Source organism: Allocatenococcus thiocycli, assembly GCF_921292965.1.
Taxonomy (GTDB): domain Bacteria; phylum Pseudomonadota; class Gammaproteobacteria; order Enterobacterales; family Vibrionaceae; genus Vibrio; species Vibrio natriegens.
The window spans coordinates 234,222-257,674 of sequence record NZ_CAKLCK010000001.1 but is presented as its reverse complement, the minus strand read 5'-3'; the positions used below and the strand labels follow the sequence as shown (position 1 = coordinate 257,674).

Here is a 23,453-nt window from a genome sequence, read left to right as displayed (position 1 = left end):
TATCGACCAGTCTACAACACCACTTTCGTGCCACATAGAATCACAACAGTAAAACAGTAGACGGAACACAATAATTGTTTAAAACAACTGCGAATCTGGGTAAGCCTAAAGCCCCGTGGAGAAGTCTGAGAAAGTCATTGTTCAGGATAAATTGAAAAAAATAACACTCCGGAGAGTGCCATTTTTGTTCAGAGGCTGGATGAAATAATGCGTATCAGGTATTTTTAAACTCTTTCACTGCTTGTAAGTGATGAGAGATCTTCTTGAACTTATGGGTTTGAGTATCATCCCAAATGATTGGGTAGTGCTTTTCTAGCTCCGCGGCGGTTTCTTTGTTGTCGCGTACTTCGTCTTCTTTAGACAAAATAACCAAGCAATGTCCCTGATTTTTTGCTCGGAACTGGTCTACACACTTAGTGGCAATATCTTCGTACTCTTCAGGACGGTCAATACGCCCTGCCATGTTTTTCTCAGGATGCAGATTTGGGTTGAAGATCACCTGCTTGATGCCACACAGAAAACCAATCCGCTCAGACCAATATCCACCGAGGCCAACTCCACAGATCAATGGGTTAGGATCATCAGATTGATCAATAACCTTCGACACCTCTTTTAGTAGATGTTGCATATCATGTTTAGGATGAAGCGTACTGTAATTAATAAAGCGAACGTCATCGTCGATAAATTGTAATTGAAGAACTTTTTCGTGGTTACCCGGGCTAGTACTATCAAAGCCGTGCAAGTAAATAATCATCTGTACCTCTCCCTGTATATATCTGGTACTTTTCGTAAAACTAACACTATTTCCTTACTCTTAAAGGGGAATATGTCACGAGTTATCAAAACAGTGATCGTCGATACACAATAAACCTTTAAACTCGTTAGCACTGTTTAAGTATTGTTCATCTCCCCACAATTGATAGGCCAGTAAATACCAAAGCATCGCCATGACTAACGCTCTTGGTTGCCACGCTCTCACACCATTCATCCAGGCTGAGACATCTTCAATATTTCGAATTTGGCAATAACGTTCTACTCCATCTTTGATCGGCACATCGGCAACCTGCAGTATCAGTGCTAAGTCTAATCGAGGGTCTGCCAACCCAGCATACTCCCAGTCGATAACTTTGACTCCTTCATCGCCCCTAACTAAGTTATAGCAACCTAAATCAAAGTGACACAATGCCAATGGCAGCTGCTTTATGCTCGGTTCAGTGCGCCACTTCTGATACAAAGCCTCAAACTCTGTCTCTACATAGTTACCGTCTAATTCTAGCCAATAATGATCGATTCTGGAGAGATAAGAGAAAGGAGCTACTGGTATGGCCTTGGATGGAAACGTATGAATCGACGCTGCAAGAGAAAGCAACTCGTCCAACTTGATACCAACACTAGTGAGTGTCTCCCCCTCTATCCACTCGACGAGAAGACCTTGTTCGTGGATGAATTCTGGTTTGGGTCCGATGCCAAGAGCCTCAATGGCACTCAGGACCTGATATTCGTTGTGACGAGAAATAAAAAATGCCTGACAGACTTTACTCAACGGTCTCCAGACGTAAGCAAGCCCATCCGCCGTCTCTATGCGCCAACAACGGTTGGTCAACCCTCCTGTAAGAGTCTGTACTTTCACAGGAGGTTCAATGAAGAAGACATCAAGTGCATTAAGCGTGGGATCCAGCTGTTTAGCCTGCAGCCAAGAGAACAGTGCCATTGATGACTTCTCCATAACTATCGGTTAAAGACCGAATAAGCTCTTCGATTGCGCTTTACGGATTTCTGTTTCATCCGCCCATTCGATCAAGCCGGTTTCGAGATCCATCAGTCGCATTGTCATTTTGTAGTACACGTCTTTGTCACTTCCCGCATTCTTCACAATGCTTGAAAGGTTGCCGTAAAGCATGTACTGCGCACCAACCATTTTACCAAATTGAATAGCAGTACTTTGATTGACTAGCTCATCGGTATTCTGGAAGTTCAGCTGCTGACGAACAGATTCAACTCGGTCCATATCGACAAAACGGAACTTGCCTGAATTCAGCATCTTCGTTGAAATCGTGTCTGTAATAGACTCAGTATCAATATGCTCACTGGTCTTATTTTTAATCCGTTCAACAAACACAATAGGACGCTGATCACGAGTAATTGCAGCTACAGAGCCAGACATCATCATACTATCGACCATTTCAGCGGCAATGGTTTGCAGGTCGGTAGAACCAAAATCAATGGTGGTGGTTTCTGTCGCTTGCGCATCACCGTAAGAGACCTTGTTAGAACACCCCCCTAAAATGACGGCAAGACCTAAAAGAGCAATAATACTTTTTTTCATGAGAGTTCCTTAGTTTATTCAATACCTACGCACTCAAGGCGCAAGCTAAAAATTAATTGTCTTGTGCTTCTCTGATTTGTACTCGGAATCGAGTGCCATTTGGATTCACTGTCACTTCAGAAAGTGTCACTGATTCAAAACCACGCACGATCGCTTTTCGCCACGGTCCCGGTGTGGTATTCACTTCCAGGCCATTATTGTCATACCAATAAAAGCGGTAGAGGATATGCTGATCCCCTTGATAATGACTATTAAGCTGAACCACGCCTCTTGGTCGATCGTCGACATAAGTGGTCGTAACGTTGTCCACTACGAGACGGCTGCCCAACACATTGTCGTTAAAAAAGATTTGCTGCGTCTGACCATCAATTCGGATACCAGCCGTGTTGTCTGCACACCCAGCCAAACCTACAATCAACGCTAAACCAATAAGCCAAGATCTCATTACAATCTCCCCAGTTGTTTATGCCACACAGTCGAATGTGCCCCCTGACGCGAAACCCAAACTAATGTCGTTTGCTGCGCAGGCACATCAAATTGATAAACTTGATCCCCCAAGTTTAAATACTGTGTGCCTGGCTTCACGATTTGTGAAGCGGTTTTTACTCTCGCAGGCAGCGTTTGCCAGCTTCGGGTATCTGGCTGCTCGGTTAATGTGTTCCAAACATTAAACAGAATATTGCCAACATCATCACCTTTCGCCGCAGCTTCTTTGCGCACGCGATCTTTCGCCCAAACTCGGATAGCCTGACGAATAACAATCGTCATCAAACGCTCGTTAAGATCATTTTGGGCCATGGCATTGATATCGGCCAAAATACTCGAATTCAGTGTCGCGCCATTCAGGCTGACACCATTAAACCTCTGTGAGCCTCGCTGGGGGTAATAAGGCAGTGCTAACGAGTAAATTGCCCATTTATTTCGACTATCATAAATGGGCAAATCGATGCGCCAACCTTGCAAAGCTTCAACCACACCCTGCTCATCAAAAATGATCACACGACCTTGTGCTTTGGTTAGTCCAGAAGGCGCCTTACCGTAGCGCTTTTCTAACAGCTTAAGGTCTTCACGCATACCTAATTTCTTGGCAGCATACAGTGTGCTTTCTATCACTTGTTTATTGTCAGGCATCACCGCCAGAGCCCGTCGGTAATCCACATACGCGCTGTTCAGGTCACGCGATGCTTCATACAACAAACCTGAGAGGTAAAACAGATATCCGTTTTGCACGGCACTGAGTTTTCCCCCTGCATCGGGATAGTTTGCCAGTACGCTACCCAAATTGGCTGACATGCCTTGATTTTTCAGATCTTGTTCTGCGGCTTGTAACGATTTCTCACGTGCTTTTCGTGCCGCTTCCTGTACTTGGTTAGCACGACGGACCTCAACCAGCGCGCCTTCCAGATCGTTTTTCTGCAGGTAATTGAGGCCCAGATATAAGTGCAGAAAACCAAGCTCATAGTCAGCAGGTTGATAATCTTTGAGGTTATCATTGATGGCTAAAGCACCGACGCTGGTGGTGGTCTCGGAGAGCGAGATAGTGGCTCGGTCTTGTTGAACACGAACAGCGCGATCGCTTTTCTCCAATGCACTGAGACTGGTTGGGTAGTCTTGAGCGAGAAATGAAAGTCTGCCTTTTTCGAAATTGCCAAGTATCTCACCACCCACATCATTCGACTGAAGTTGTTTGGCTTTCACATACTCTCCAGCAACCACAGCCTGATACATGTCTTGGTTTTGATCACTGTAATGGCTAAATAAATTACCCGCAGACAAATTAGCACAGCCAGTCGCCATAAGAGCCCAACTCACTAGCCCTAATAGCTTCACACCTAATTTCACATTTATCTCCACAAATGTGTGCTCAGAAAAGAGTATAAATTGGGTGGCGTATTCACCACCCAATTGAGCATACCAATCACAGTAAGTAAGTGTTCAGAAATAGCGTAGGAAAAATGCTTGATAACAAGGCGGAATTTTTCGATAAGTAGTTATTCTACAATCAAACTTCTTTGTTAACGAAAAAGGCAACACAGTTATCGAGTATTTTAACAAGCTAGAATGACCAGTTATTTACTACGATTGGTATCAGACTAACTTACTACCATTGGCCCTAAAGGACGGCCGCCCAATAGGTGCATGTGAATGTGATAAACCTCCTGACCACCATGTGGGTTGCAGTTCACGATCAAGCGGTAACCGTCTTCAGCAATGCCTTCGTCTTTTGCAAGCTTTCTCGCGACGGCAAACAGACGTCCCAGCATCGCTTCATCTTCAGCTTCGACATCATTCACTGTCGGAATCAATTTATTTGGGATGATAAGGATATGGCTAGGCGCGCGCGGGTTAATGTCACGAAAAGCAGTCACTAAATCATCTTGGTAAAGAACATCAGCTGGGATTTCCTTACGAATAATTTTACTAAAGATAGTCTCTTCCGGCATAGGTACTCCCATTTTATAAGTTGTGTAACGTAGTTAGTATGCGCCAAGCCTAAGCAGAGCTCAATAAAAACAGTGTTCACTTAACATTATTCATTAAGGTGTTTAAAACAAAGCCTTTTTTTGTAGCCTGCGTCATAAAATGCGCGTCGCATAGTCAATACAATCCGGTTAATTTTGTTACATTTTTAAGACAACTATAAATTATCTCCAAATCACTTACAGATACTGACCAAATATGGACTAAACCACTACGAAGCCAGCATTTTGACGTCATTTGGAAACCTTTTTGTCTATTTTCTGGGAGAGGACGCTCACGTATGCGAGGTTCAGTAATTAAACGGATGTATGCTGGTTTTGGACTTATCATCATCCTGTTCGCCGTCACTATTGCCATAATGATGGGCGGAATGAATGACATTCATGGCAAGTTTCAGACCGTATCCGAGTCATCTTTACCGCTGGTTTCGCTATCGAACCAAACCAGTGTCGAGCTGCTTTCAGCAGATAAATCTTTCAAAGACTTTCTGACAACAGAGAATAAACAACGCATGGACGAAATGCGTCAGGAATTCGCCAAATCTCAACAACGTTTTGAATCCACCTTGGAGCAATTAAAATCCGCGAGTGAAATCTACCCTTCCCTAGCCGAACCATTTGCCAAGCTGAAAACATTAGAACGAAGCTACTTTACAGAAGCTATCGAAGCGATGGATAACTACGAATCCATGTTCTCAGCCCAAGAAGCGGTTCAGAAATCTTCACGACGCTTCCAAAAGCTGAATACTGAACTTTCTATCGGGCTGAAAGAATACGTTGATGATCAATCCAGTATCTCGGTGAAAGTGATGGCGAAAAGCTACTTCATCAAACTGAAAGACGCGGAAGTCATTACGTCAGATGCGTTAGCCAGCTCTAACTCTGAATTTGTGACTAAAGCCGTCACTAAAAACCGCAAAGCGATATCGCACTTAAACGACGCGTTCCGTGGTCTGACGGCTCAATTGCCAGAACTTAAAAAAGCCTTTGGCGATTCAGTAGACCAGTTCACCCGCGATGTGGGTAAACGTGGTGGCGTTCTGGATCAACACAACAGCTACCTCACCGCTCGCTCTGCGCTGTATGCCAACATAGCAAACCTTACCAGCAAAGTAGACGCAACCATGGCGATTCTTGAGCAGTTTACAACTACCGCCACGGATAAATTAAATGACTCCCTTGCTGAGGCGGGTGAGATCTACTCGGCAGGTGTCACAAAAGCCATGATCATTGGTGTTGTCGTCGTGCTGTTTGCTGCCGCTATCGGCTATCACATTGCTCACAGTGTGCGCGAACCTCTAACCAAGATCCTGAACGTACTTGAGAGCTTAACCGAAGGAGATATGACGCAGCGAATAGATGTTCGTTACAAAAATGAATTCAGTCGGGTCAGTGGCCACATCAATTCTCTCGCTGACAGCCTGCACAACATTCTGGTTAAATTGAACGATGCGTCTGAAAACTTAGCGTCTACGGCCGCCACTAACGAGCAAACCTCTTCCCTCGCGCAGAGACAATTGAATTCTCAACGCGAACAAACCGCCAATGTCGCGACAGCCATGACAGAAATGTCTCATTCCGTTCAGGAGGTGGCACAGAATGCTCAAAGCTCGCTGGAAATGGTACAGCGCGTTGAGTCTGCTTCAGAAGAAGGTCGTAATACGATGAGTGGCAATATCAGCACCATTAATCAACTGGAGACGCGTTTACATGAATCTGTCAGTGCCGTATCTGAATTACAGAAGATGAGCGGACAGATTGGCTCTATTCTAGATGTGATTCGTAACATTGCCGAGCAAACCAACCTATTGGCGCTGAATGCTGCCATTGAGGCCGCTCGCGCTGGCGATCAGGGGCGTGGTTTTGCCGTCGTCGCCGACGAAGTACGTGTTCTTGCCTCCAGAACCACAGAATCCACTACGGAAATTGAATCGATGATCAGCAATCTGCAATCGAGTTCCCTTTCCGCCAACCACGTCATTCAAAGCTGTATGAACGATATGGAAGTCTCTGTGGAGCAAGCTTCAAAAGCCAATAGCTCGATGGAAGAAATTCAGGCTCTTATCATCGAAATCAGTCAAATGAGTACCCATATTTCGCAAGCAGCAGCGGAGCAGAGTGAAACATCAGCAGACATCGCACGTAGCATTGAAGACATCAGCAATATCGCAGATAAAAGCTATCAGGCAATGTCGAGCATCGCACAAACCAGTGAGTCGCTGACCAACCTAGCACATCAACAAAACTCACTGGTGCACCGCTTTAAGCTATAGGGGGCGTTACCGGAACTGGTTCAACCAACTGTGCAAGGGCGACTTTTTATGATGTCGCCCTTGTTTTTTATCAGCCGTGTCTACATATCGTTAGTATGGCCGACTCATCCTCTTGCATATCTATTTTCGAGCGGCCGCATAAAAAGGAAAATCTATGGCTGTTCATGTTGGTATTATTGACCAAGACCCAGTGAGATTGGTTACTCCCCTGTTGGATAATCGCACACTAAGTTCGCATATAGTCTTCATCGGCGACTCAAGCCAAAAAGAAATGTACAACCGACTGAGCTCCGTATTAACGCAGCGCGAGATAACCTCCGAATTCTTTGAGATCCCTTCCGCAGTCAATACCTCGTTGATTAAACAGTCGATTCAGAAATTAGCGAAAGACCTTCATGACCGCGGCGAAGAAGTAAAACTCAATGCCAGCTGTGGCCTCAGACATCGTTTACTTTCTGTTTATGAAGTCTTCCGCACTTATCACTGGCCAATCTTTGTGGTTGAACCAAACAGCGACAAATTATGCTGGCTTTACCCTGATGGCCAAGAAGACACCCAGGTAGAAGATCATATTAAGATTTCTGATTACCTGACGATTTTCGGTGCACGTGGCGAGTTCCAATACCTTGACCTTCCTCCTCTGCTGGATAAAAAGCTATACGATTTAGGTGAACGTTGGGCATCAAACGCTCTTGAGCTTGGTCCTGGCTTAGCGACACTGAACTACCTTGCAACAACTTGCCGTAAAGAGCAGAAGTTGGATGTAGAGCTGTCTGAAAAGCAACAAGGCTATCGCGAGCTCAATATGTTGATTAGCGATCTGGTTGAGGCGCACATTGCCACCTACGAAAACGGTATTCTAACCTTTGCGAATGAAGATGCGCGTCGATTCTCTAACGGCGAGTGGCTAGAAACTTTGGTGCACAGTACGGTTAAGCAGATTCAAGACACCATGCCAACGATTCAAGACCGCTCATTGAACGTTCAGGTCTACCGTAAGCTTGGTGAAAGTGAAGTGCGCAATGAACTTGATGTGGCTACAGTGGTAAACAACAAGCTTCACATCATCGAGTGTAAAACAAAGGGTATGCGTGATGACGGCGATGACACGCTGTATAAACTGGAATCACTGCGCGATTTGTTAGGTGGCCTACAAGCCAGGGCAATGCTGGTCAGCTTCCGTCCGCTACGTCATAACGACATTACTCGTGCCGAAGATCTGGGATTAGCTCTAATTGGTCCTGATGAGCTAAAAGATCTGAAAACACACCTTACTGCGTGGTTTAAAGCGGCAGGTGGTTCGGACGAAGTTTAATCATCACAAAATACAAGAAGCAGCGGAAACGCTGCTTTTTTCATGATTGGTACAACCAAAAGCAAAAAGCCAGAGGTTTCCCTCTGGCTTTTTCGATTCTATTCCGTCAATGAAAGACGAATTAAAGCATTTTACGCGCTGCTTCTACGACAACTTTGATAGAGCGAGCTTCTGTCTCTTTCAGAGTAGAGTGATCCGGGATCTCTTTCTGTGTACGGTTGATAATAACACCTGCAACACAACCTGCTTTAAGGCCAGAACTTGCACACATGGTTAGCAGTGTCGCTGATTCCATTTCAAAGTTCAGAACGCCCATGTCTTGCCACTCTTTCATTGAACCTTGGAAACGCTTAACAACACGGCCCGTAAATGTATCGTAACGCTCTTGACCTGGGTAGAAAGTATCACTTGATGCTGTTACGCCCATATGAACAGTGGCACCAGACTCTTCCACAGCAGCTTTCATCGCTGTTGCAACATCAAAATCAGCTACCGCAGGGAACTCCATTGGCGCAAAGTGCAGGCTTGCACCATCCAGACGAACAGAACCAGTCGTCACAATCATGTCACCAACGTTTACGTTTGGTTGGATAGCGCCAGTGGTACCAACGCGGAGGAAAGTACGTACGCCAAGCTGAGCTAGCTCTTCAACCGCAATAGAAGTCGAAGGGCCACCGATACCAGTTGAACAAACCACAACAGGCTTACCGTCCAACTCTGCACGGTATAGCGTGTATTCACGTTGGCTTGCAAGAAATACTGGGTTCTCCATTTGCTCTGCGATTTTTTGAACGCGGGCAGGATCACCTGGAATAATGGCTAGAGTCGCACCATTAAGATCAGCTTCAGTAACACCTAGATGGAATACAGCTTGAGACATAAGTCGCTCCTTATTGTGGCTTATTTTTTCGGCAATAAGCTCATTAATCTGTGGTTGGGTACAGAACCACTGTAACCAACCTTAAGGGGATATATAGTGATATTAATCACATCTGCAAAATGTAATATAGCCAAACTTTCACATAAAATAGATTCTTGTCACATTTTTAGTGAAATTTAAATCCAGTTGCATATAAAATGGACAACCATTACCACCCAGCTATCAAGCCGAGCAATACCGAGTGCAAGAAAATAAAAAACCCGAGACACCATCATGTCTCGGGTTAAATATAGTGCAACTTTGTTTCAATACTACATATGCTTAGACTTAAAACGTAACAGCCTTAACGCATTCAGTGTCACCAATGCTGTCGCTCCACTATCGGCCAATACTGCCATCCAAAGTCCGGTAATACCAAACAGACTCGTCACAAGAAAAACGCCTTTAAGGCCAAGTGCTAACGCAACGTTCTGGCGAATATTGTTCATTGTCGCACGTGACAATTCGATCATTGCTGGTAGTTCTGACAGACGATTATGAGTCAGAGCCGCATCTGCCGTTTCAAGTGCCACGTCTGTCCCGCCTCCCATGGCAATACCAATACTGGAAGCCTTCATCGCTGGCGCATCGTTGATTCCATCTCCCAACATTGCAACGGTATGCTGCTTCGAAAGCATTTCAACATAATGTACTTTGTCGGCAGGCAATAAGCTGGCTTGATAATCTAACCCTATTTGGCTGGCGATGGCTTCCGCACTACGAGGGTTATCTCCCGTTAACATCACAGAGCTGATACCTAACCCTTTCAGAGCAGAAACGGTAAGTTGCGCATCTTCACGTAACGTATCTTGCCAGGCAATCAAACCCACGATTTCTTGCTCAAAGCGTACGATAACCACCGTTTTCCCCGACGATTCCAGGTCAGTAACCTGATCTTGTATTTCCTGGGAAAGCTGGAATTCCGCTTTCGACGGGGCTATTACCTGAATTAGCTTACCTTCAACGAGCCCGGTTATGCCCGAGCCAACCTGCACAGTTTTTTCGCTTGCTTCTGGTATTGTGATACACAACTCTTTGGCCTTATTGACCAACGATACGGCTAATGGGTGGCTTGACCCCACTTCAATCGACGCAGTATGGCTCATTAACTGCTCTTTAGTTACGCCATATGCCAACACATCGGTGACTTTAGGCTTACCCTCTGTCAGCGTACCAGTTTTATCAAAAGCCACCGACTCCACTTTACCAAGCAACTCTAATGCGGCACCGCCCTTGATTAACGCACCGCGACGAGCTCCCGCCGCTAAACCTGAAGTAATCGCAGCTGGTGTCGAGATAACCAAAGCGCACGGACAAGCGATCAGCAGCAGTGCCAACCCACGGTAAATCCAAGTCTCCCAAGGCTGAGCAAACAGCAGTGGCGGAGCAACAACGACCACCAACGACACTAACATCATTAACGGCGTATACCATCGGCTGAACTTATCTAAGAAACGTTCCAGCGGGGCTTTTCGTGATTCTGCTTCTTCAATCAAATGTAAGATTCGATCAATCGCATTATCACCTTGTCGTGAAGTAACTTGTACCTGCACTACCTTATCGACAACGACGGCACCCGCCATGATTTTGCCGCCTTCTTCGTATTCAACGGGCACGGATTCTCCAGTCAGCGCGCTTTCATCAAAGCTGGCCATTGAGTTCATTAGCATACCGTCGGCAGGCATACGACCTCCGGGCGCGACTTCAATCACATCCCCTGGCTGAAGTTGAGAGGCAGGCACTTCTTTGCGCACCCCCTCTTGAATCAAGATCGTGTTTTCAGGAACCAAATCCATCAGGGCCTGAATGCCACTACGAGCACGCGATGATGCATACGCTTCTAACTTTTCACCAATAAGGAAAAGCAATAGCACCATCGCCGCTTCTGCGGTTTCACCTAAATATAATGCGCCTAACGCTGCAACGCTCATTAGGGTTTCAATCGCAAACGGCGTTCCCCCTTTTGCTAACTTCACCGCTTTGCGTGCGATAGGAAACAGGCCAAGCAGACAGGTGAGAGTGAATATCCATGAGCTCACTTGAGGGCTCACATTGGCAACCACAGCAGCGACTAGCATGGCTACAGAGATAGACAAAATTTGCAAATTGTCAGAAATAACACCACGCCAACCTTTACTTTGATTTTTCTTCGTTGGTTTATCGAGTGACGCAAGTGGAAAGCCCGTCTGACGAGCAGTTTGTTCAATAAGAGAGGTAAGTGAATGGTTGTCGAAATCCACAATCAGTTTCTCAGTAGCAAACAACACTTTTGCATTGCTGACACCGTCTAAACTGGTAATGGCTTTTTCTAGCTTTAAAGCACAGGACGGACAGTCCATATCAGAGACCAGCCAACTATTGCGAATAGAAGCACTGCGGATAGAAGCATTGGACAGTTTTTCGGGGGCTTCTTCTTCGGGAGAATCTGAGCTGCAACCACCACCACTACAGCAGGAGCCTTCTGTCGTATCAACACTCGCTTGCGAAATATTAACTGACGGTTTGGTTGGCTCACAACAGGAGTCAGTCGCACCTAGCGGCACCGCCGATTTGATTTTGCCTGATTGGCAACCTTGATGTTTCGTACACATAAGTTCATTCCTTACTGGTGAAAAACTCTTCATCTAACAATAAGGATAAGCCTTGGAGTAAGCTCCAAAGTCAAGTTGAATTACTAAAAATCTTTTACCCAAAAGACCAAACACAACCCCATTAAAAACAAAAAGACGCCAGTGCGCCTTTCTGTTTTCATTTAAAAGTTAACTGACTATACCGGATGCATGAAGCACTCGTTGAGTGTTACACCCAATGCTCTCAAAACATCACGTCTGGTAATAATGCCAACCAGTTTTCCCTTGTCATCAACAACTGGATATACCTTAGGCTTACCGACTTTCATCATATCCGCCAACTCAATAATCGACATTTCAGGAGACACAGAAAGTACATCCTGATGCATGCATTCCTGAACCGTATGCGTGTCTTGGCAGTGGTAACTTGCTTTAACCAACTTATCCAACAAGTCCTGTTCTGATAAGAATCCCACTACCTTTTTATTCTCATCGATAACAGGACCACCAAGAGTGACACTTTTTATTACCTTGTTCAAAGCAGCCGAAAGCGACATGTCTTTGGTGAAAGTCACTGCTTGCAACGTCATGTAATCTTTTACTTTTAATGATCGCATTCTTATCTCCTTAGAACCATATTCTTGCGGCCTTAAGATAAGTGTCGTCTAATTTTTTGATTTTACTAAATGGAAAGTGCCAATTTTGCTCATAGGGCTAGACTATTGATCTTTCCACCAATTAACAGAGTGACGAAACCAACAGAAACTCAGTTGCATATTTATGTCATTCACTCCTCTCTTAGCCATTATTTTCCATACCATTAGCTAAACGTAATGAGCATAAATACGCTGCTTTTTATTGCATGTGTAGAGGTAGTGAACGAGGTAACGGTGCAAGTAAACTAAATACAAAAAAGCCAGTCAGAAAGACTGACTGGCTTTATTCACTTAATCAAGCGGCTTAGAAATTAAGCGTTTTCCATCGCGGCAACGATATCACGCGCCACTGCTTCCGCGACTTTGATACCGTCGATACCAGCAGACAAAATGCCACCAGCATAACCAGCACCTTCACCTGCTGGGTAGAAACCCTTCAAGTTAATGCTCTGGAAGTCTTTACCACGTTTAATACATACCGGTGAAGACGTACGCGTTTCTACACCCGTCAACAAGCCATCGTCTGAAGCAAATCCTTTGATCTTGCGGTCAAAAGCTGGGATTGCTTCACGAATCGCTTCAATTGCGAACGGTGGTAGTGCTTTCGACAAATCAGTCAGTTTAATGCCCGGTGTGAATGATGGTTCTACATCACCCAACTCACTTGGATCGCGACCTTTAAGGAAATCACCAATCTTCTGCGCTGGTGCATCGTACGTCTCACCACCTAGCTTGTAAGCGCCAGATTCCAATTCACGCTGCAAGCGAATACCCGCTAGCGGATCACCCGGGTAATCCACCTCTGGCGAGATACCCACTACAATCGCACTGTTTGCGTTACGCTCTGAACGAGAGTATTGGCTCATACCGTTGGTTACTACGCGGCCTTCTTCTGACGTAGCCGCAACTACAGTACCGCCCGGACACATACAGAAGCTGTAAACAGTACGGCCATTCTTACAGTGGTGCACCAGTTTGTAATCCGCAGCGCCAAGAATCGGGTTACCTGCATTTGGACCAAAGCGCGCTTCATCAATCATCGATTGCTTGTGCTCAATACGGAAACCAACCGAGAATGGTTTTGCTTCCATGTAAACGCCACGATCATGCAACATTTCAAAAGTGTCACGAGCACTATGACCAACCGCAAGAACAATGTGGCGAGACTTAATTTCTTCACCATTTGACAGCGTGACGCCCGTAATCTGACCATCTTCCATGTGAAGATCATCCACACGTGTGCTAAAGCGGATTTCACCACCCAGTTCGATGATTTTCGCGCGCATTTTCTCGATCATCGTAACCAGTTTAAAGGTACCGATGTGCGGCTTACTTACGTAAAGAATTTCTTCTGGCGCACCCGCATCGACAAATTCAGTGATCACTTTACGACCGTAGAAGTTTGGATCTTTTACCTGACTGTAAAGCTTGCCGTCAGAGAACGTACCTGCGCCGCCCTCACCAAACTGCACGTTTGACTCCGTATTTAGAGCACGCTTACGCCAAAAACCGAACGTATCTTTGGTACGTTCACGTACTTCTTTACCACGCTCAACAATGATTGGGTTAAAGCCCATTTGAGCCAAAACCAGACCAGCAAACAGACCACAAGGACCGAAGCCGATGACCACAGGGCGTTCTTTTAGGTTTTCAGGTGCTTTCGCGACAAATTTGTACTCCATATCTGGAGTTTGGCGAACATGTGGGTCTTTCGTAAACTTCTCTATCAGCGCCGTTTCATCACCTTCAACAATGATGTCTAGCGTGTAGATAAGCTGAATATTCGTTTTCTTACGAGCATCGTAGCCGCGTCTAAAGACGTTAAAAGAGATAACTTTCTCAGCAGGAATGCCAAGCTTTTTAGTGATCGCGTCTAATAGCGCGCCTTCCTCATGATCAAGAGGAAGTCTAATTTCATTAATACGAATCATATCGATGTCTCGGGTAGTTGGTGTCTTAGCCAAAACCCTGCGAAATACAGGGTCAGCTCACAATGGCGCGCATTTTACGAGAAATTGAATTGTCTGTCATACTAAATCAAAGTGAGAGGGGCTATTTAACCTATCGAATGTTGAATTTTACCTTGGGACGAGTATTATCCCCTTTCTTTGATTTTGACTAACTTAAGAGCGGATTATCATGGCATTTGTCGTAACCGATAACTGTATCCAATGTAAATACACTGACTGTGTCGCAGTGTGCCCGGCTGATGCCTTTCACGAAGGGCCAAACTTCATGGTAATCAACCCAATAGAGTGTATCGACTGCGGCTTGTGTGTCGACGAGTGTGACGCTCATGCGATTTTTCAGGAAGATGAAGTCCCAGAAGATCAACAAATCTATACGGCATTAAATGCAGAGCTTGCTGAGATTTGGCCAGTACAGACTGAGGTAAAACCTGCAATGGAAGACGCCGAGAAATGGAATGGCGTGCCAAACAAGCTAGATATGTTGGAAAAATAAAAGCATCCAAAACGGAAAAAGCGTAACAACCGAAGTTGTTACGCTTTTTTTGTCTCTCAATTTTGCTTAATCAATTAGCTGTGTTGACGACGCATATTGTCCAGAATAATGCCCGTCGCCATGGCAACGTTAAGCGACTCTGCGCCACCAAAAGCTGGAATGGTGATTTTGTCAGTCACGAATTTCGACGCTTCTTCACGCACACCGTGTGATTCACTGCCCATCAGTAAGATACCTTCGGCAGAGAAATCGGTTTTATGTACGCTTTCCCCTTCCAGAAACGCGCCGTAGACTGGCAAGTTCGCTTGCTCTAAGTAGCTTGGCAGGTCAACAAGGCTAACCTGAACTCGGCCAAAGCTGCCCATCGTCGCACTAATGGTTTTAGGGTTGTACGGATCCGCACAGTCCGAACTCGCGACAATGTGCTTAATGCCGTACCAATCCGCTACGCGAATGATGGTACCTAAGTTACCTGGGTCAGACACACCATCTAGTGCAATCATCAGACCTTTTGCCTGAGGCACTTTTGTACTTGGAATTTCTACGACCGCAATTGCCGCGTTGTTACTGACCAGTGTGCTTGCTTTGGTCAAATCATCCAATGATGCTTCGATACAATCGAACTGACCAAGATCTTGGCGGTGCTGTTCAAGAAATTCCGCTGTAGCAAAAATCTGTTTAACCGTTAACGAACTCGTTGCTAGCTCCAGTACGTTCTTTTCACCCTGAACCAGAAATAAGCCGTGTGCTTTACGTTGCTTCTTTTGACCCAAAGCACGAAGCAGTTTTAATTGGTTTTTTGAAATCATGAAAATATCCCGGGAGAAAATGGTTAAGTACCGAATAAAACGGAGGGATTATAGAGTAAAGACGTGCGCAGCTAAAGAGAGGTTGAGGTGAGAAGTTAAAGATAGATAGAGAGTTTACGTGGTTTCTGACTGTAAGGCCTTTGTCGTCATCTGTAACCGACGACATTCGAATCATTAATAATGCTGATATAGAATGCCGCGGTCACAATGGTAAACCATTCTTTATTAGCCGACTTTCTGCATTTCCTCAGAGCCTATCCTTTGCTGATCACGCGTGAAGAACGCGTCCATCCAATGCAAAAAAAGCGCAGAATCGTTAGGTTTCTTCAACTGAGCAAACGCATCCTCATACTGACGTTCAGACAACAGATGTTGGCGCTTTCTCACCAGTAGCTCAGTAAACTCGGAGCTGAATTCGGGATGACCTTGTACGGTTAAAATATGATTGTCTTTGACCAGCATGAAGTTAGGACAAAAATCGTTTCCTGCGATTACGCTCATCTCTTTGGGTACAATCACCACCTGATCTTGGTGGCTTACCAGCATACGCGCACTGTCAATGGCAAGATTCATCCATTTCTTAAGTGCCACGACTTTTACCTCATAACTGCCCAAGCCCCAACCTTTCTCAGACTTTTTAACCACCCCACCAAGTGCTCTGGCAATTAACTGATGTCCGAAACAAATCCCGACCAGTGGTTTTCTTCTTGCTTCACAGCAACGGATCCAATCCGCTAAATCCAGAATCCATGGCAAATCGTCATAAGCGTTGTGCACACTACCGGTAATAATAAAACCATGGCACTCATCAAAACTTGGTAACTCACCTTTTATCGCGTCAAAGTTTTGAAACGTCATCGCGTCATTCACACTAGCAAAAGCGCTTTCAATCATATCTGCATATTGGCCGTGGCCATCAGACAAAGGTGGATCGACATATCCGCAGGTTATTATCCCAATTTTCATTATTCACCTATCATCCTTGAATTTACATTTCACTTGATTTTAAACCGTTCGATCATCAAGCGGCGATACTTTTCATTCTAGTATCAAATCGCACGTCATCTATTCCAAGACCGTCATTCAATTAACGCACCCCAATAATTAACAAGATAGACTAAATACGCAGTTTTTATATCTAAAAATCATAAAATACTGAACACTTTGTTGATTTCTCTACATTCACTATCTACGTTTTGATTAGTTTATTTATCAAATTTTTCGTTCACTGCTATCAATTAGCTCGATTCAAGCACGATTTTTTAACTTTAACGCAATGGAGAGAAAACAGCGTTAAACCTTCTTTGCATATTTAATCGCTAAGCAGGTTTAGCACTTCATCAGGAATACAAAGACATAAAAGGAATAAGGACACAGAATGGACACTACAAACTGGCATGATAAAGCCACTGAGTTGAGGTTTAATACACAAGCCTACATTAACGGAAAACTCACTAACGCTATCAGCGATGATACCTTCGAGATTATTAACCCAGCAACGGGGAAACACCTCGCTCATGTGGCGCGTTGCCGTGAGGAAGATGTAGAGATTGCGGTTAAAGCCGCGCGTGATGCCTTTCATTCCCGAGTATGGGCAGGGCTGCCGCCAGCGCAGCGTAAAACGGTATTACTCAACTACGCCAAGCTTATCGAACAACACCAAGAACAGTTCGCTCTTCTGGAGTCTTTAGATATGGGGAAACCCATTTCTGATGCCATGGGATACGATGCGCCAGCCACCGCTCGATGCATACAGTGGAACGCTGAAGCGATTGATAAAATTTACGATGAAGTCGCTCCCGTGACCGAAGAAGCGCTCGCGCTGGTGACAAGAGAGCCTTTAGGCGTCGTCGCTGCCATTGTTCCTTGGAACTTCCCTACCGTGATGGCGGCTTGGAAAATTGGCCCGGCACTCGCCACTGGTAACTCAGTCATCATCAAACCATCGGAAAAATCGCCTCTCACCGCTATTTTACTCGCAGAATTAGCTTCTCAAGCCGGGATTCCCGACGGTGTGCTTCAAGTTCTGCCTGGCTTTGGTCATGAGGCAGGGCAAGCACTAGCGCTTCACAACGACGTCGACTGCATTACTTTTACTGGCTCTACGGCTATCGGGAAGAAATTATTGACCTTTGCTGGTGAATCTAACCTCAAGCGAACCTTTATGGAATGTGGAGGCAAGAGCCCTCATATTGTCCATTACGATGTAAAAAATATTGAGAAAGCGGCTGCCACCGCAGCAAGTGCCATTTGCTACAACCAGGGGGAAGTCTGTACCGCTGGCTCTCGTCTTTTGGTTCACTCGTCCATCAAAGAGCAATTCATCGATCTACTAATGAAGAACATGGACAAATGGCAACCTGGCGATCCTCTTAACGACAGCTCTCGTGTTGGCGCGATTGTCGATAAAGCTCAGTTTGAACGCGTACTCGATTATATTGAGGTGGGCAAACAAGAAGGTGCAACACTTCGATTTGGTGGCCAACCCGTTCTTGAACATACAGGCGGCTACTTTATTCAGCCTGCTGTCTTCACAGACGTAACACCTGACATGCGTATATTCAAAGAAGAGATATTTGGTCCTGTACTTTGTGTGACGACATTCGACACGATTGATGAAGCGATCGAGCTTGCTAACGACAGTGAATATGGCCTTGCGGCTGGCGTGTGGACTTCCGATATTTCCACTGCGGTAAAATGCTCGCGCGCGCTAAGAGCCGGTACCGTATTTGTGAACAACTGGGATGGCGGAGATATGACAATGCCATTTGGCGGGTACAAACAAAGTGGTAACGGCAGGGATAAGTCTTTACACGCCTTAGATAAATACACCGAAATCAAATCGACATGGATCGAACTTGATTAGTCTTTTTGTCTCATAACCGCATTCACCGTGACTAAAAATGCACCGTGATTAAAAATGGCCTCGTAACAGAGGCCATTCTTTTCGAAAGTGAGTATCTAAAACGTTGGTGGCGTCGAAGCGCTTATCAACTCACACTCCACCTTGCCTTTATTGCGAAATCGGTGTGGCTTACGCGTCTCAAAATAGTAAGAATCTCCGGCTTTCAGTACCTGAGTGCGACTGCCTACCGTGATCTCTATTTCTCCGCGAATCACCACGCCGCCTTCTTCACCCTCGTGCTGCATGAAATCAGTGCCTGTATCAGCACCTGGCGGGTAGACTTCATGCAATATGGCAAGTTTGCGACCTTCTCGTTTCGCACCCACTAACATCAGGTTAATCTTGCCATCACCTAAATCCGTCATCTGTTCCGGACTAAAAAAGATGTCATCCTCGGATTCAACGTCTAAGGTAAAAAACTCGCCCATTGAGATGGGAATCGCTTCCAGTATCTTTTTTAGTGACCCAACAGAAGGGTTCACAAGGTTCTGTTCAATTTGAGAGATCATGGAGTTCGTCACGCCGCTTCTCTTCGCAAGCTCTCTTTGGGATAAACCACGCATGGTTCGGATCGTCTTAAGTTGCTTGCCTACATCCATGTCTCTATCCATGTATCTCTCCTAGTTTGTCAGCGAATGCCTCTACTGATGGCTCATTTTCGCCTCTTGTAATCGCCGTTTCTCCGCTTTAGCGAGCACCCACCACGCAATAAAGGTGGCACAGGAGACAGCTAAAATGATCAACGTCGCGAGGGCATTAATTTTTGGACTAACGCCTAGTCTAACGCTGGAGAATACCACCATTGGTAGCGTTGTAGCACTCGGACCAGATACAAAACTCGCAATCACCAGGTCATCGAGTGATAACGTAAACGCCAGCAACCAGCCTGCAACAATAGCAGGAGCAATCGTTGGTAAGGTAATTTGCAGAAATACCTTCCAGGGCGGAGCCCCCAAATCCATTGCAGCCTCTTCAATTGAGCGATCGACCTCTTGTAATCTGGAGCTAACGACTACCGTAACGTATGCCGTGCAAAACGTAACATGTGCAATCCAGATAGTCATCATTCCGCGTTGATTAAATAAATCAAACACTTGCCCCATCGCAATGAAGAGTAACAGTAAAGACAGACCGGTGATCACTTCTGGCATCACCAACGGCGCCGTGATCATAAACGCGAATCCGGTTTCACCTCTAAATTTCCCGAAGCGATTCAGGACAAACGCCGCGATAGTACCCAACACCACTGCAGCGCTGGCAGAGAGAAAACCAATTAACAAGCTCAGCTTTACCCCGCCCATTAATAAGTCATCGTCAAATAACTCTGAATACCACTTAAAAGAAAACCCAGACCAAACGGTCACTAAGCGGTTTTCATTAAAAGAATAAATAATCAAAATCAGAATAGGTAAATAGAGGAAAGCAAAACCTAGCCCTAAAACCATCCACTTCCATTTGTTGTTGTAAACTGGAATATCGTTCATCCCTGTACCTCCAATTCACGTTTTTGATAACGGTGGAACCAAAGAATTGGCACCATTAGTATGAGTAACATCGTGGTGGCAACAGCCGAGGCAACTGGCCAGTCTCGGTTATTGAAAAACTCTTGCCATAACACTTTGCCGATTAGAATTGAGTCCGGCCCGCCGAGCAGTTCAGGAATAACAAACTCCCCTACCGCAGGAATAAAGACCAACATGGAACCAGCGATAATACCGGCGCGGGTTAAAGGAATTAAGACACTAAACAATGTGGTGATTGGTTTCGCGCCTAAATCACTCGAGGCTTCTATCAGCGAATAATCGACTCGCATCAGCGCGGTATACAAAGGTAAAACCATGAAAGGCAGATAGGTATACACAATGCCGATATATACGGCGACGTCGGTATGTAATATCTTCAATGGCTCGTCAATCGCCCCAATGGTTAGCAGCACGTTATTGAGTAATCCATTGTTTTTGAGGATACCTATCCAGGCATAGACTCGAATCAAAAAACTCGTCCAGGAAGGCAGAATGATCAGCATCAGCAGGACGTTACGCGTTGAGGGCGTTGAATGCACAATAGCCCACGCAATCGGAAAACCGACCACTAAACACAGTAACGTTGAAATGAATGCGATACGTATCGACTCTAAATAGGAAGACACATACAAATCATCTTCCAGCAAATATTCGTAGTTACCGATATTCAGCAGTAGCTGCAATTGCTGCTCGGCGTAACTGAGCAGTTCTGAATAGGGAGGAATCGAGACCTGAGCCTCGGCGAAGCTGATCTTAAATACGATCAAAAATGGGAGTAAGAAGAACAGTAACAACCATCCATAAGGGACAGCAAGCAGTAAGCACTTTGGCGTGGGTATGACACGCCAGATATCGAGTTTGGCTTTCTTTATCATATTTTAAGTACCACGCAGCTTTCCATTTCCCAACTTAGCGTGACCTTCTGTTCCCACGTCGGCATGTCTTTTCTCAAGCGAGTGGTATTTTGTAAGGTTGCCGTGACTAATTTTCCAGACGGTAAACGCACGTGGTAGATAGATTGATTGCCCATATAGGCAATATCTTCAACGACCCCTGTGCAGCTGTTGACCGAATGATTGCTATGTGTGCTCAACGTCATTTTCTCTGGCCTAACCGCAATCATCACGGGTACCCCTGTCACACCAGAAATGCCTTCATTAATACAAATCGGGTGTTCAAGATCCTGACTGCGCACGGTGCAACTGTCGTTTTGATTATTTTCCAATATGCCTTCAAAGATATTTACCGTGCCGACAAACTTGGCTGAGAATTTAGAATTCGGGTGTTCATAGATCGATTCTGGAGAGCCAATTTGCACAAACTGACCTTTATTCATAATCGCCATTCGACTGGCCATGGTCATGGCTTCTTCTTGATCGTGTGTCACCATCACACAAGTCACCCCCACACGCTCTAAGATATCCACCACTTCGAGTTGCATTTTTTCTCTTAAGTTTTTATCTAAAGCGCCCATTGGTTCATCCAGAAGCAGCAGTTTTGGTTTTTTTGCTAAGCTACGAGCCAGTGCAACACGCTGTTTCTGACCACCAGAAAGTTGATGAGGTTTGCGTTTGGCATAGTCAGACATATGGACCAGCTCTAGCATCTGTTTGACGGTTTCTTTGATTTCTTGGCGAGACATGCCGTCCTGCTTTAAACCAAATGCAATATTGTCTGCAACGGTCATATGAGGAAACAGCGCATAGGATTGGAACATCATATTAACCGGGCGACGATACGGAGGTATCTCGGCAAGATCTTCTCCATCTAAAATAATCTGCCCTGCTGAAGGTTGCTCGAAGCCAGCAAGCATTCTCAGCAACGTTGATTTTCCACAGCCCGATGCGCCAAGCAGGGCGAACAGTTCACCTTGATTGATCGTCAAATCCAAACCATCAACGGCGACGTGACCATCAAAGCTTTTGGTGAGACCTTTGATTTCTAATAAAGGTTTTGGCGGATTAGAATCCACATGCATATGAGGAAGATCATTACAAATTGACATCACTGTCATGGCACTCTCCATAAAAGAGGCGACCCTAGGGTCACCTCTTTGTCTCTATCTAGTTTTTAACAAAATCAGTCCACGCACGAGTCATCGCACGAGCGGTTTTATGAGGTAACATTTTCGCGCTGTAGAGCTTCTCTTGTGTTTCCTCATTAGGGTAGATGCCTGGATCATCCAGAATCTCACTATCAATGAACTCACGTGACGGCGGGTTTGGATTCGCGTACCAAACGTAGTTACTGATTTCAGCGATGATTTCTGGTCTTAACAGGAAGTTAATGAAAAGGTGAGCATTTTCTGGATGCTTAGCATCTTTAGGAATGGCCATCAAATCAAACCAAGCTAAAGCGCCCTCTTTCGGAATTGAGTAAGCAATCTCAACACCGTTATCCGCTTCTGCCGCACGATCTGCCGCTTGAAGAACATCTCCGGACCAACCGATCGCGACACAAATGTCGCCATTAGCTAAGTCATTAATGTATTGCGAAGAGTGGAAATAAGTGACATATGGACGGACAGTTTTGAGTAACTCAAGCGCATCCTTTTTGTAATCATTCGGATCCGTACTATTTGGATCTTTGCCAATGTAGTTCAGCGATGCCGCCATGATCTCTGATGGCGCATTCAAAAAGCCCACACCACATTTCGCCAGTTTTTCCATGTTCTCTGGTTTAAACACCAGATCCCAGCTGTTGACCGGTGCATCTTCTCCAAGTGCCGCTTTGACCTTCTCGACGTTGTAGCCAATGCCTGTTGTGCCCCAAAGGTAAGGCACCGAATAAGCATTCTCAGGATCGACGGTGTCTGACAAGATTCCCATTAGTTTTGGGTCTAGGTTTTTATAGTTGCTGAGCTTTTCTTTATCCAGCTTCTGAAAAGCGCCCGCTTTTACCTGTCTGCCCAAAAAGTCGTTACTCGGGACAATAAGGTCGAAGCCAGTGTTGCCTGATAGAACTTTCGCTTCCAGAACTTCATTAGAATCAAAAACATCGTAGACAACCTTGATACCTGTTTCCTGCTCAAATTTGGCGATGGTATCTTCAGCTATATAATCAGACCAGTTATAAATATTGAGTACTTTGTCTTCCGCAGCAATTGATGTTAACGGGGCTAACCCAAGAGTCATCCCCAACGCTACCCCACAATAAACCTTCATTTTCTCCATTTGGATCTCCATTCCTTGGTGAGTTTTGGTATTGTTCTCGT

General features: G+C 45.3%; 21 protein-coding genes. 4 read left to right on the top strand and 17 right to left on the bottom strand.

What is annotated here, in order from left to right:
- Positions 1-214: 214 nt before the first annotated feature.
- The 6 genes from ycfP to hinT all read right to left on the bottom strand — a co-directional run bounded on the left by ycfP (position 215) and on the right by hinT (position 4,770).
- Entirely contained in the window at positions 215-754 is a 540-nt protein-coding gene (ycfP, locus tag L9Q40_RS01185; protein ID WP_264902385.1) for an alpha/beta hydrolase YcfP, read from the bottom strand.
- A gap of 75 nt (positions 755-829) precedes the next feature.
- Entirely contained in the window at positions 830-1,711 is an 882-nt protein-coding gene (gene thiK / locus L9Q40_RS01180) for a thiamine kinase (protein ID WP_498791716.1), read from the bottom strand.
- Positions 1,712-1,735: 24 nt separating this feature from the next.
- Positions 1,736-2,326 carry a penicillin-binding protein activator LpoB gene (gene lpoB / locus L9Q40_RS01175; protein WP_014231275.1) on the bottom strand — a complete coding sequence of 197 codons (591 nt, stop codon included), beginning with the start codon at positions 2,324-2,326 and terminating at the stop codon, positions 1,736-1,738.
- Between the two features lie 52 nt (positions 2,327-2,378).
- Positions 2,379-2,771 carry a YcfL family putative periplasmic lipoprotein gene (locus L9Q40_RS01170; RefSeq protein ID WP_498791715.1) on the bottom strand — a complete coding sequence of 131 codons (393 nt, stop codon included), beginning with the start codon at positions 2,769-2,771 and terminating at the stop codon, positions 2,379-2,381.
- The gene (locus tag L9Q40_RS01165; protein ID WP_498791714.1) at positions 2,771-4,168 is read right to left on the bottom strand and encodes a COG3014 family protein; all 1,398 of its coding nucleotides are present in this window, start codon (positions 4,166-4,168) and stop codon (positions 2,771-2,773) included. The genes L9Q40_RS01170 and L9Q40_RS01165 overlap by 1 nt, the downstream gene beginning before the upstream one ends.
- A 251-nt stretch (positions 4,169-4,419) precedes the next feature.
- Positions 4,420-4,770, bottom strand: a complete 351-nt coding sequence (hinT, locus tag L9Q40_RS01160) for a purine nucleoside phosphoramidase (protein WP_498791713.1) — start codon at positions 4,768-4,770, stop codon at positions 4,420-4,422.
- 317 nt (positions 4,771-5,087) lie between these two features.
- On the opposite strand from hinT, the gene L9Q40_RS01155 reads away from it, so the two are divergent.
- Positions 5,088-7,079: a methyl-accepting chemotaxis protein gene (locus L9Q40_RS01155; RefSeq protein WP_498791712.1), complete on the top strand. Its 1,992-nt coding sequence runs from the start codon at positions 5,088-5,090 to the stop codon at positions 7,077-7,079.
- 154 nt (positions 7,080-7,233) lie between these two features.
- Positions 7,234-8,394, top strand: a complete 1,161-nt coding sequence (locus tag L9Q40_RS01150) for a DUF1887 family protein (protein ID WP_498791711.1) — start codon at positions 7,234-7,236, stop codon at positions 8,392-8,394.
- Between the two features lie 121 nt (positions 8,395-8,515).
- Here the strand turns inward: L9Q40_RS01150 and udp are convergent, their stop codons facing one another.
- The 4 genes from udp to L9Q40_RS01130 form a co-directional block, all read right to left on the bottom strand.
- Positions 8,516-9,274 (bottom strand): uridine phosphorylase, encoded by a 759-nt coding sequence (gene udp, locus L9Q40_RS01145; RefSeq protein ID WP_014231269.1) that lies wholly within the window; start codon positions 9,272-9,274, stop codon positions 8,516-8,518.
- A gap of 311 nt (positions 9,275-9,585) precedes the next feature.
- A complete protein-coding gene (locus L9Q40_RS01140) occupies positions 9,586-11,904 on the bottom strand; it encodes a zinc/cadmium/mercury/lead-transporting ATPase (RefSeq protein WP_498791710.1) in 2,319 nt (772 codons plus the stop codon).
- A gap of 176 nt (positions 11,905-12,080) precedes the next feature.
- Entirely contained in the window at positions 12,081-12,500 is a 420-nt protein-coding gene (locus L9Q40_RS01135) for a CBS domain-containing protein (protein WP_014231267.1), read from the bottom strand.
- A gap of 350 nt (positions 12,501-12,850) precedes the next feature.
- Positions 12,851-14,470: an NAD(P)/FAD-dependent oxidoreductase gene (locus tag L9Q40_RS01130; RefSeq protein ID WP_498791709.1), complete on the bottom strand. Its 1,620-nt coding sequence runs from the start codon at positions 14,468-14,470 to the stop codon at positions 12,851-12,853.
- A 208-nt stretch (positions 14,471-14,678) separates the two neighbouring features.
- On the opposite strand from L9Q40_RS01130, the gene fdxA reads away from it, so the two are divergent.
- On the top strand, positions 14,679-15,002 hold the full coding sequence (gene fdxA / locus L9Q40_RS01125; RefSeq protein WP_014231265.1) for a ferredoxin FdxA: 324 nt from the start codon (positions 14,679-14,681) through the stop codon (positions 15,000-15,002).
- A gap of 74 nt (positions 15,003-15,076) precedes the next feature.
- On the opposite strand, the gene L9Q40_RS01120 is transcribed toward fdxA, so the two are convergent.
- Positions 15,077-15,811 (bottom strand): RNA methyltransferase, encoded by a 735-nt coding sequence (locus L9Q40_RS01120; protein WP_065296573.1) that lies wholly within the window; start codon positions 15,809-15,811, stop codon positions 15,077-15,079.
- A gap of 225 nt (positions 15,812-16,036) precedes the next feature.
- Positions 16,037-16,777 carry a GMP synthase gene (locus tag L9Q40_RS01115; protein WP_020332835.1) on the bottom strand — a complete coding sequence of 247 codons (741 nt, stop codon included), beginning with the start codon at positions 16,775-16,777 and terminating at the stop codon, positions 16,037-16,039.
- Between the two features lie 412 nt (positions 16,778-17,189).
- Between L9Q40_RS01115 and L9Q40_RS01110 the strand changes: the two genes are divergently transcribed.
- Positions 17,190-18,677, top strand: coding sequence for an aldehyde dehydrogenase (locus L9Q40_RS01110; protein ID WP_014231262.1), 1,488 nt, complete (start codon positions 17,190-17,192; stop codon positions 18,675-18,677).
- Between the two features lie 95 nt (positions 18,678-18,772).
- Here the strand turns inward: L9Q40_RS01110 and L9Q40_RS01105 are convergent, their stop codons facing one another.
- The 5 genes from L9Q40_RS01105 to L9Q40_RS01085 are packed head-to-tail and all read right to left on the bottom strand — an operon-like array spanning position 18,773 to position 23,412.
- On the bottom strand, positions 18,773-19,315 hold the full coding sequence (locus L9Q40_RS01105) for a cupin domain-containing protein (protein ID WP_024372708.1): 543 nt from the start codon (positions 19,313-19,315) through the stop codon (positions 18,773-18,775).
- Between the two features lie 42 nt (positions 19,316-19,357).
- Entirely contained in the window at positions 19,358-20,200 is an 843-nt protein-coding gene (locus L9Q40_RS01100) for an ABC transporter permease subunit (protein WP_409390408.1), read from the bottom strand.
- On the bottom strand, positions 20,197-21,114 hold the full coding sequence (gene potH, locus L9Q40_RS01095; RefSeq protein ID WP_014231259.1) for a putrescine ABC transporter permease PotH: 918 nt from the start codon (positions 21,112-21,114) through the stop codon (positions 20,197-20,199). Before potH ends, L9Q40_RS01100 begins: the two co-directional genes overlap by 4 nt.
- Positions 21,111-22,253, bottom strand: coding sequence for a putrescine ABC transporter ATP-binding subunit PotG (potG, locus tag L9Q40_RS01090; protein WP_498791708.1), 1,143 nt, complete (start codon positions 22,251-22,253; stop codon positions 21,111-21,113). Before potG ends, potH begins: the two co-directional genes overlap by 4 nt.
- Positions 22,254-22,302: 49 nt before the next feature.
- Positions 22,303-23,412: an extracellular solute-binding protein gene (locus L9Q40_RS01085; RefSeq protein ID WP_014231257.1), complete on the bottom strand. Its 1,110-nt coding sequence runs from the start codon at positions 23,410-23,412 to the stop codon at positions 22,303-22,305.
- Positions 23,413-23,453 lie beyond the last annotated feature (41 nt).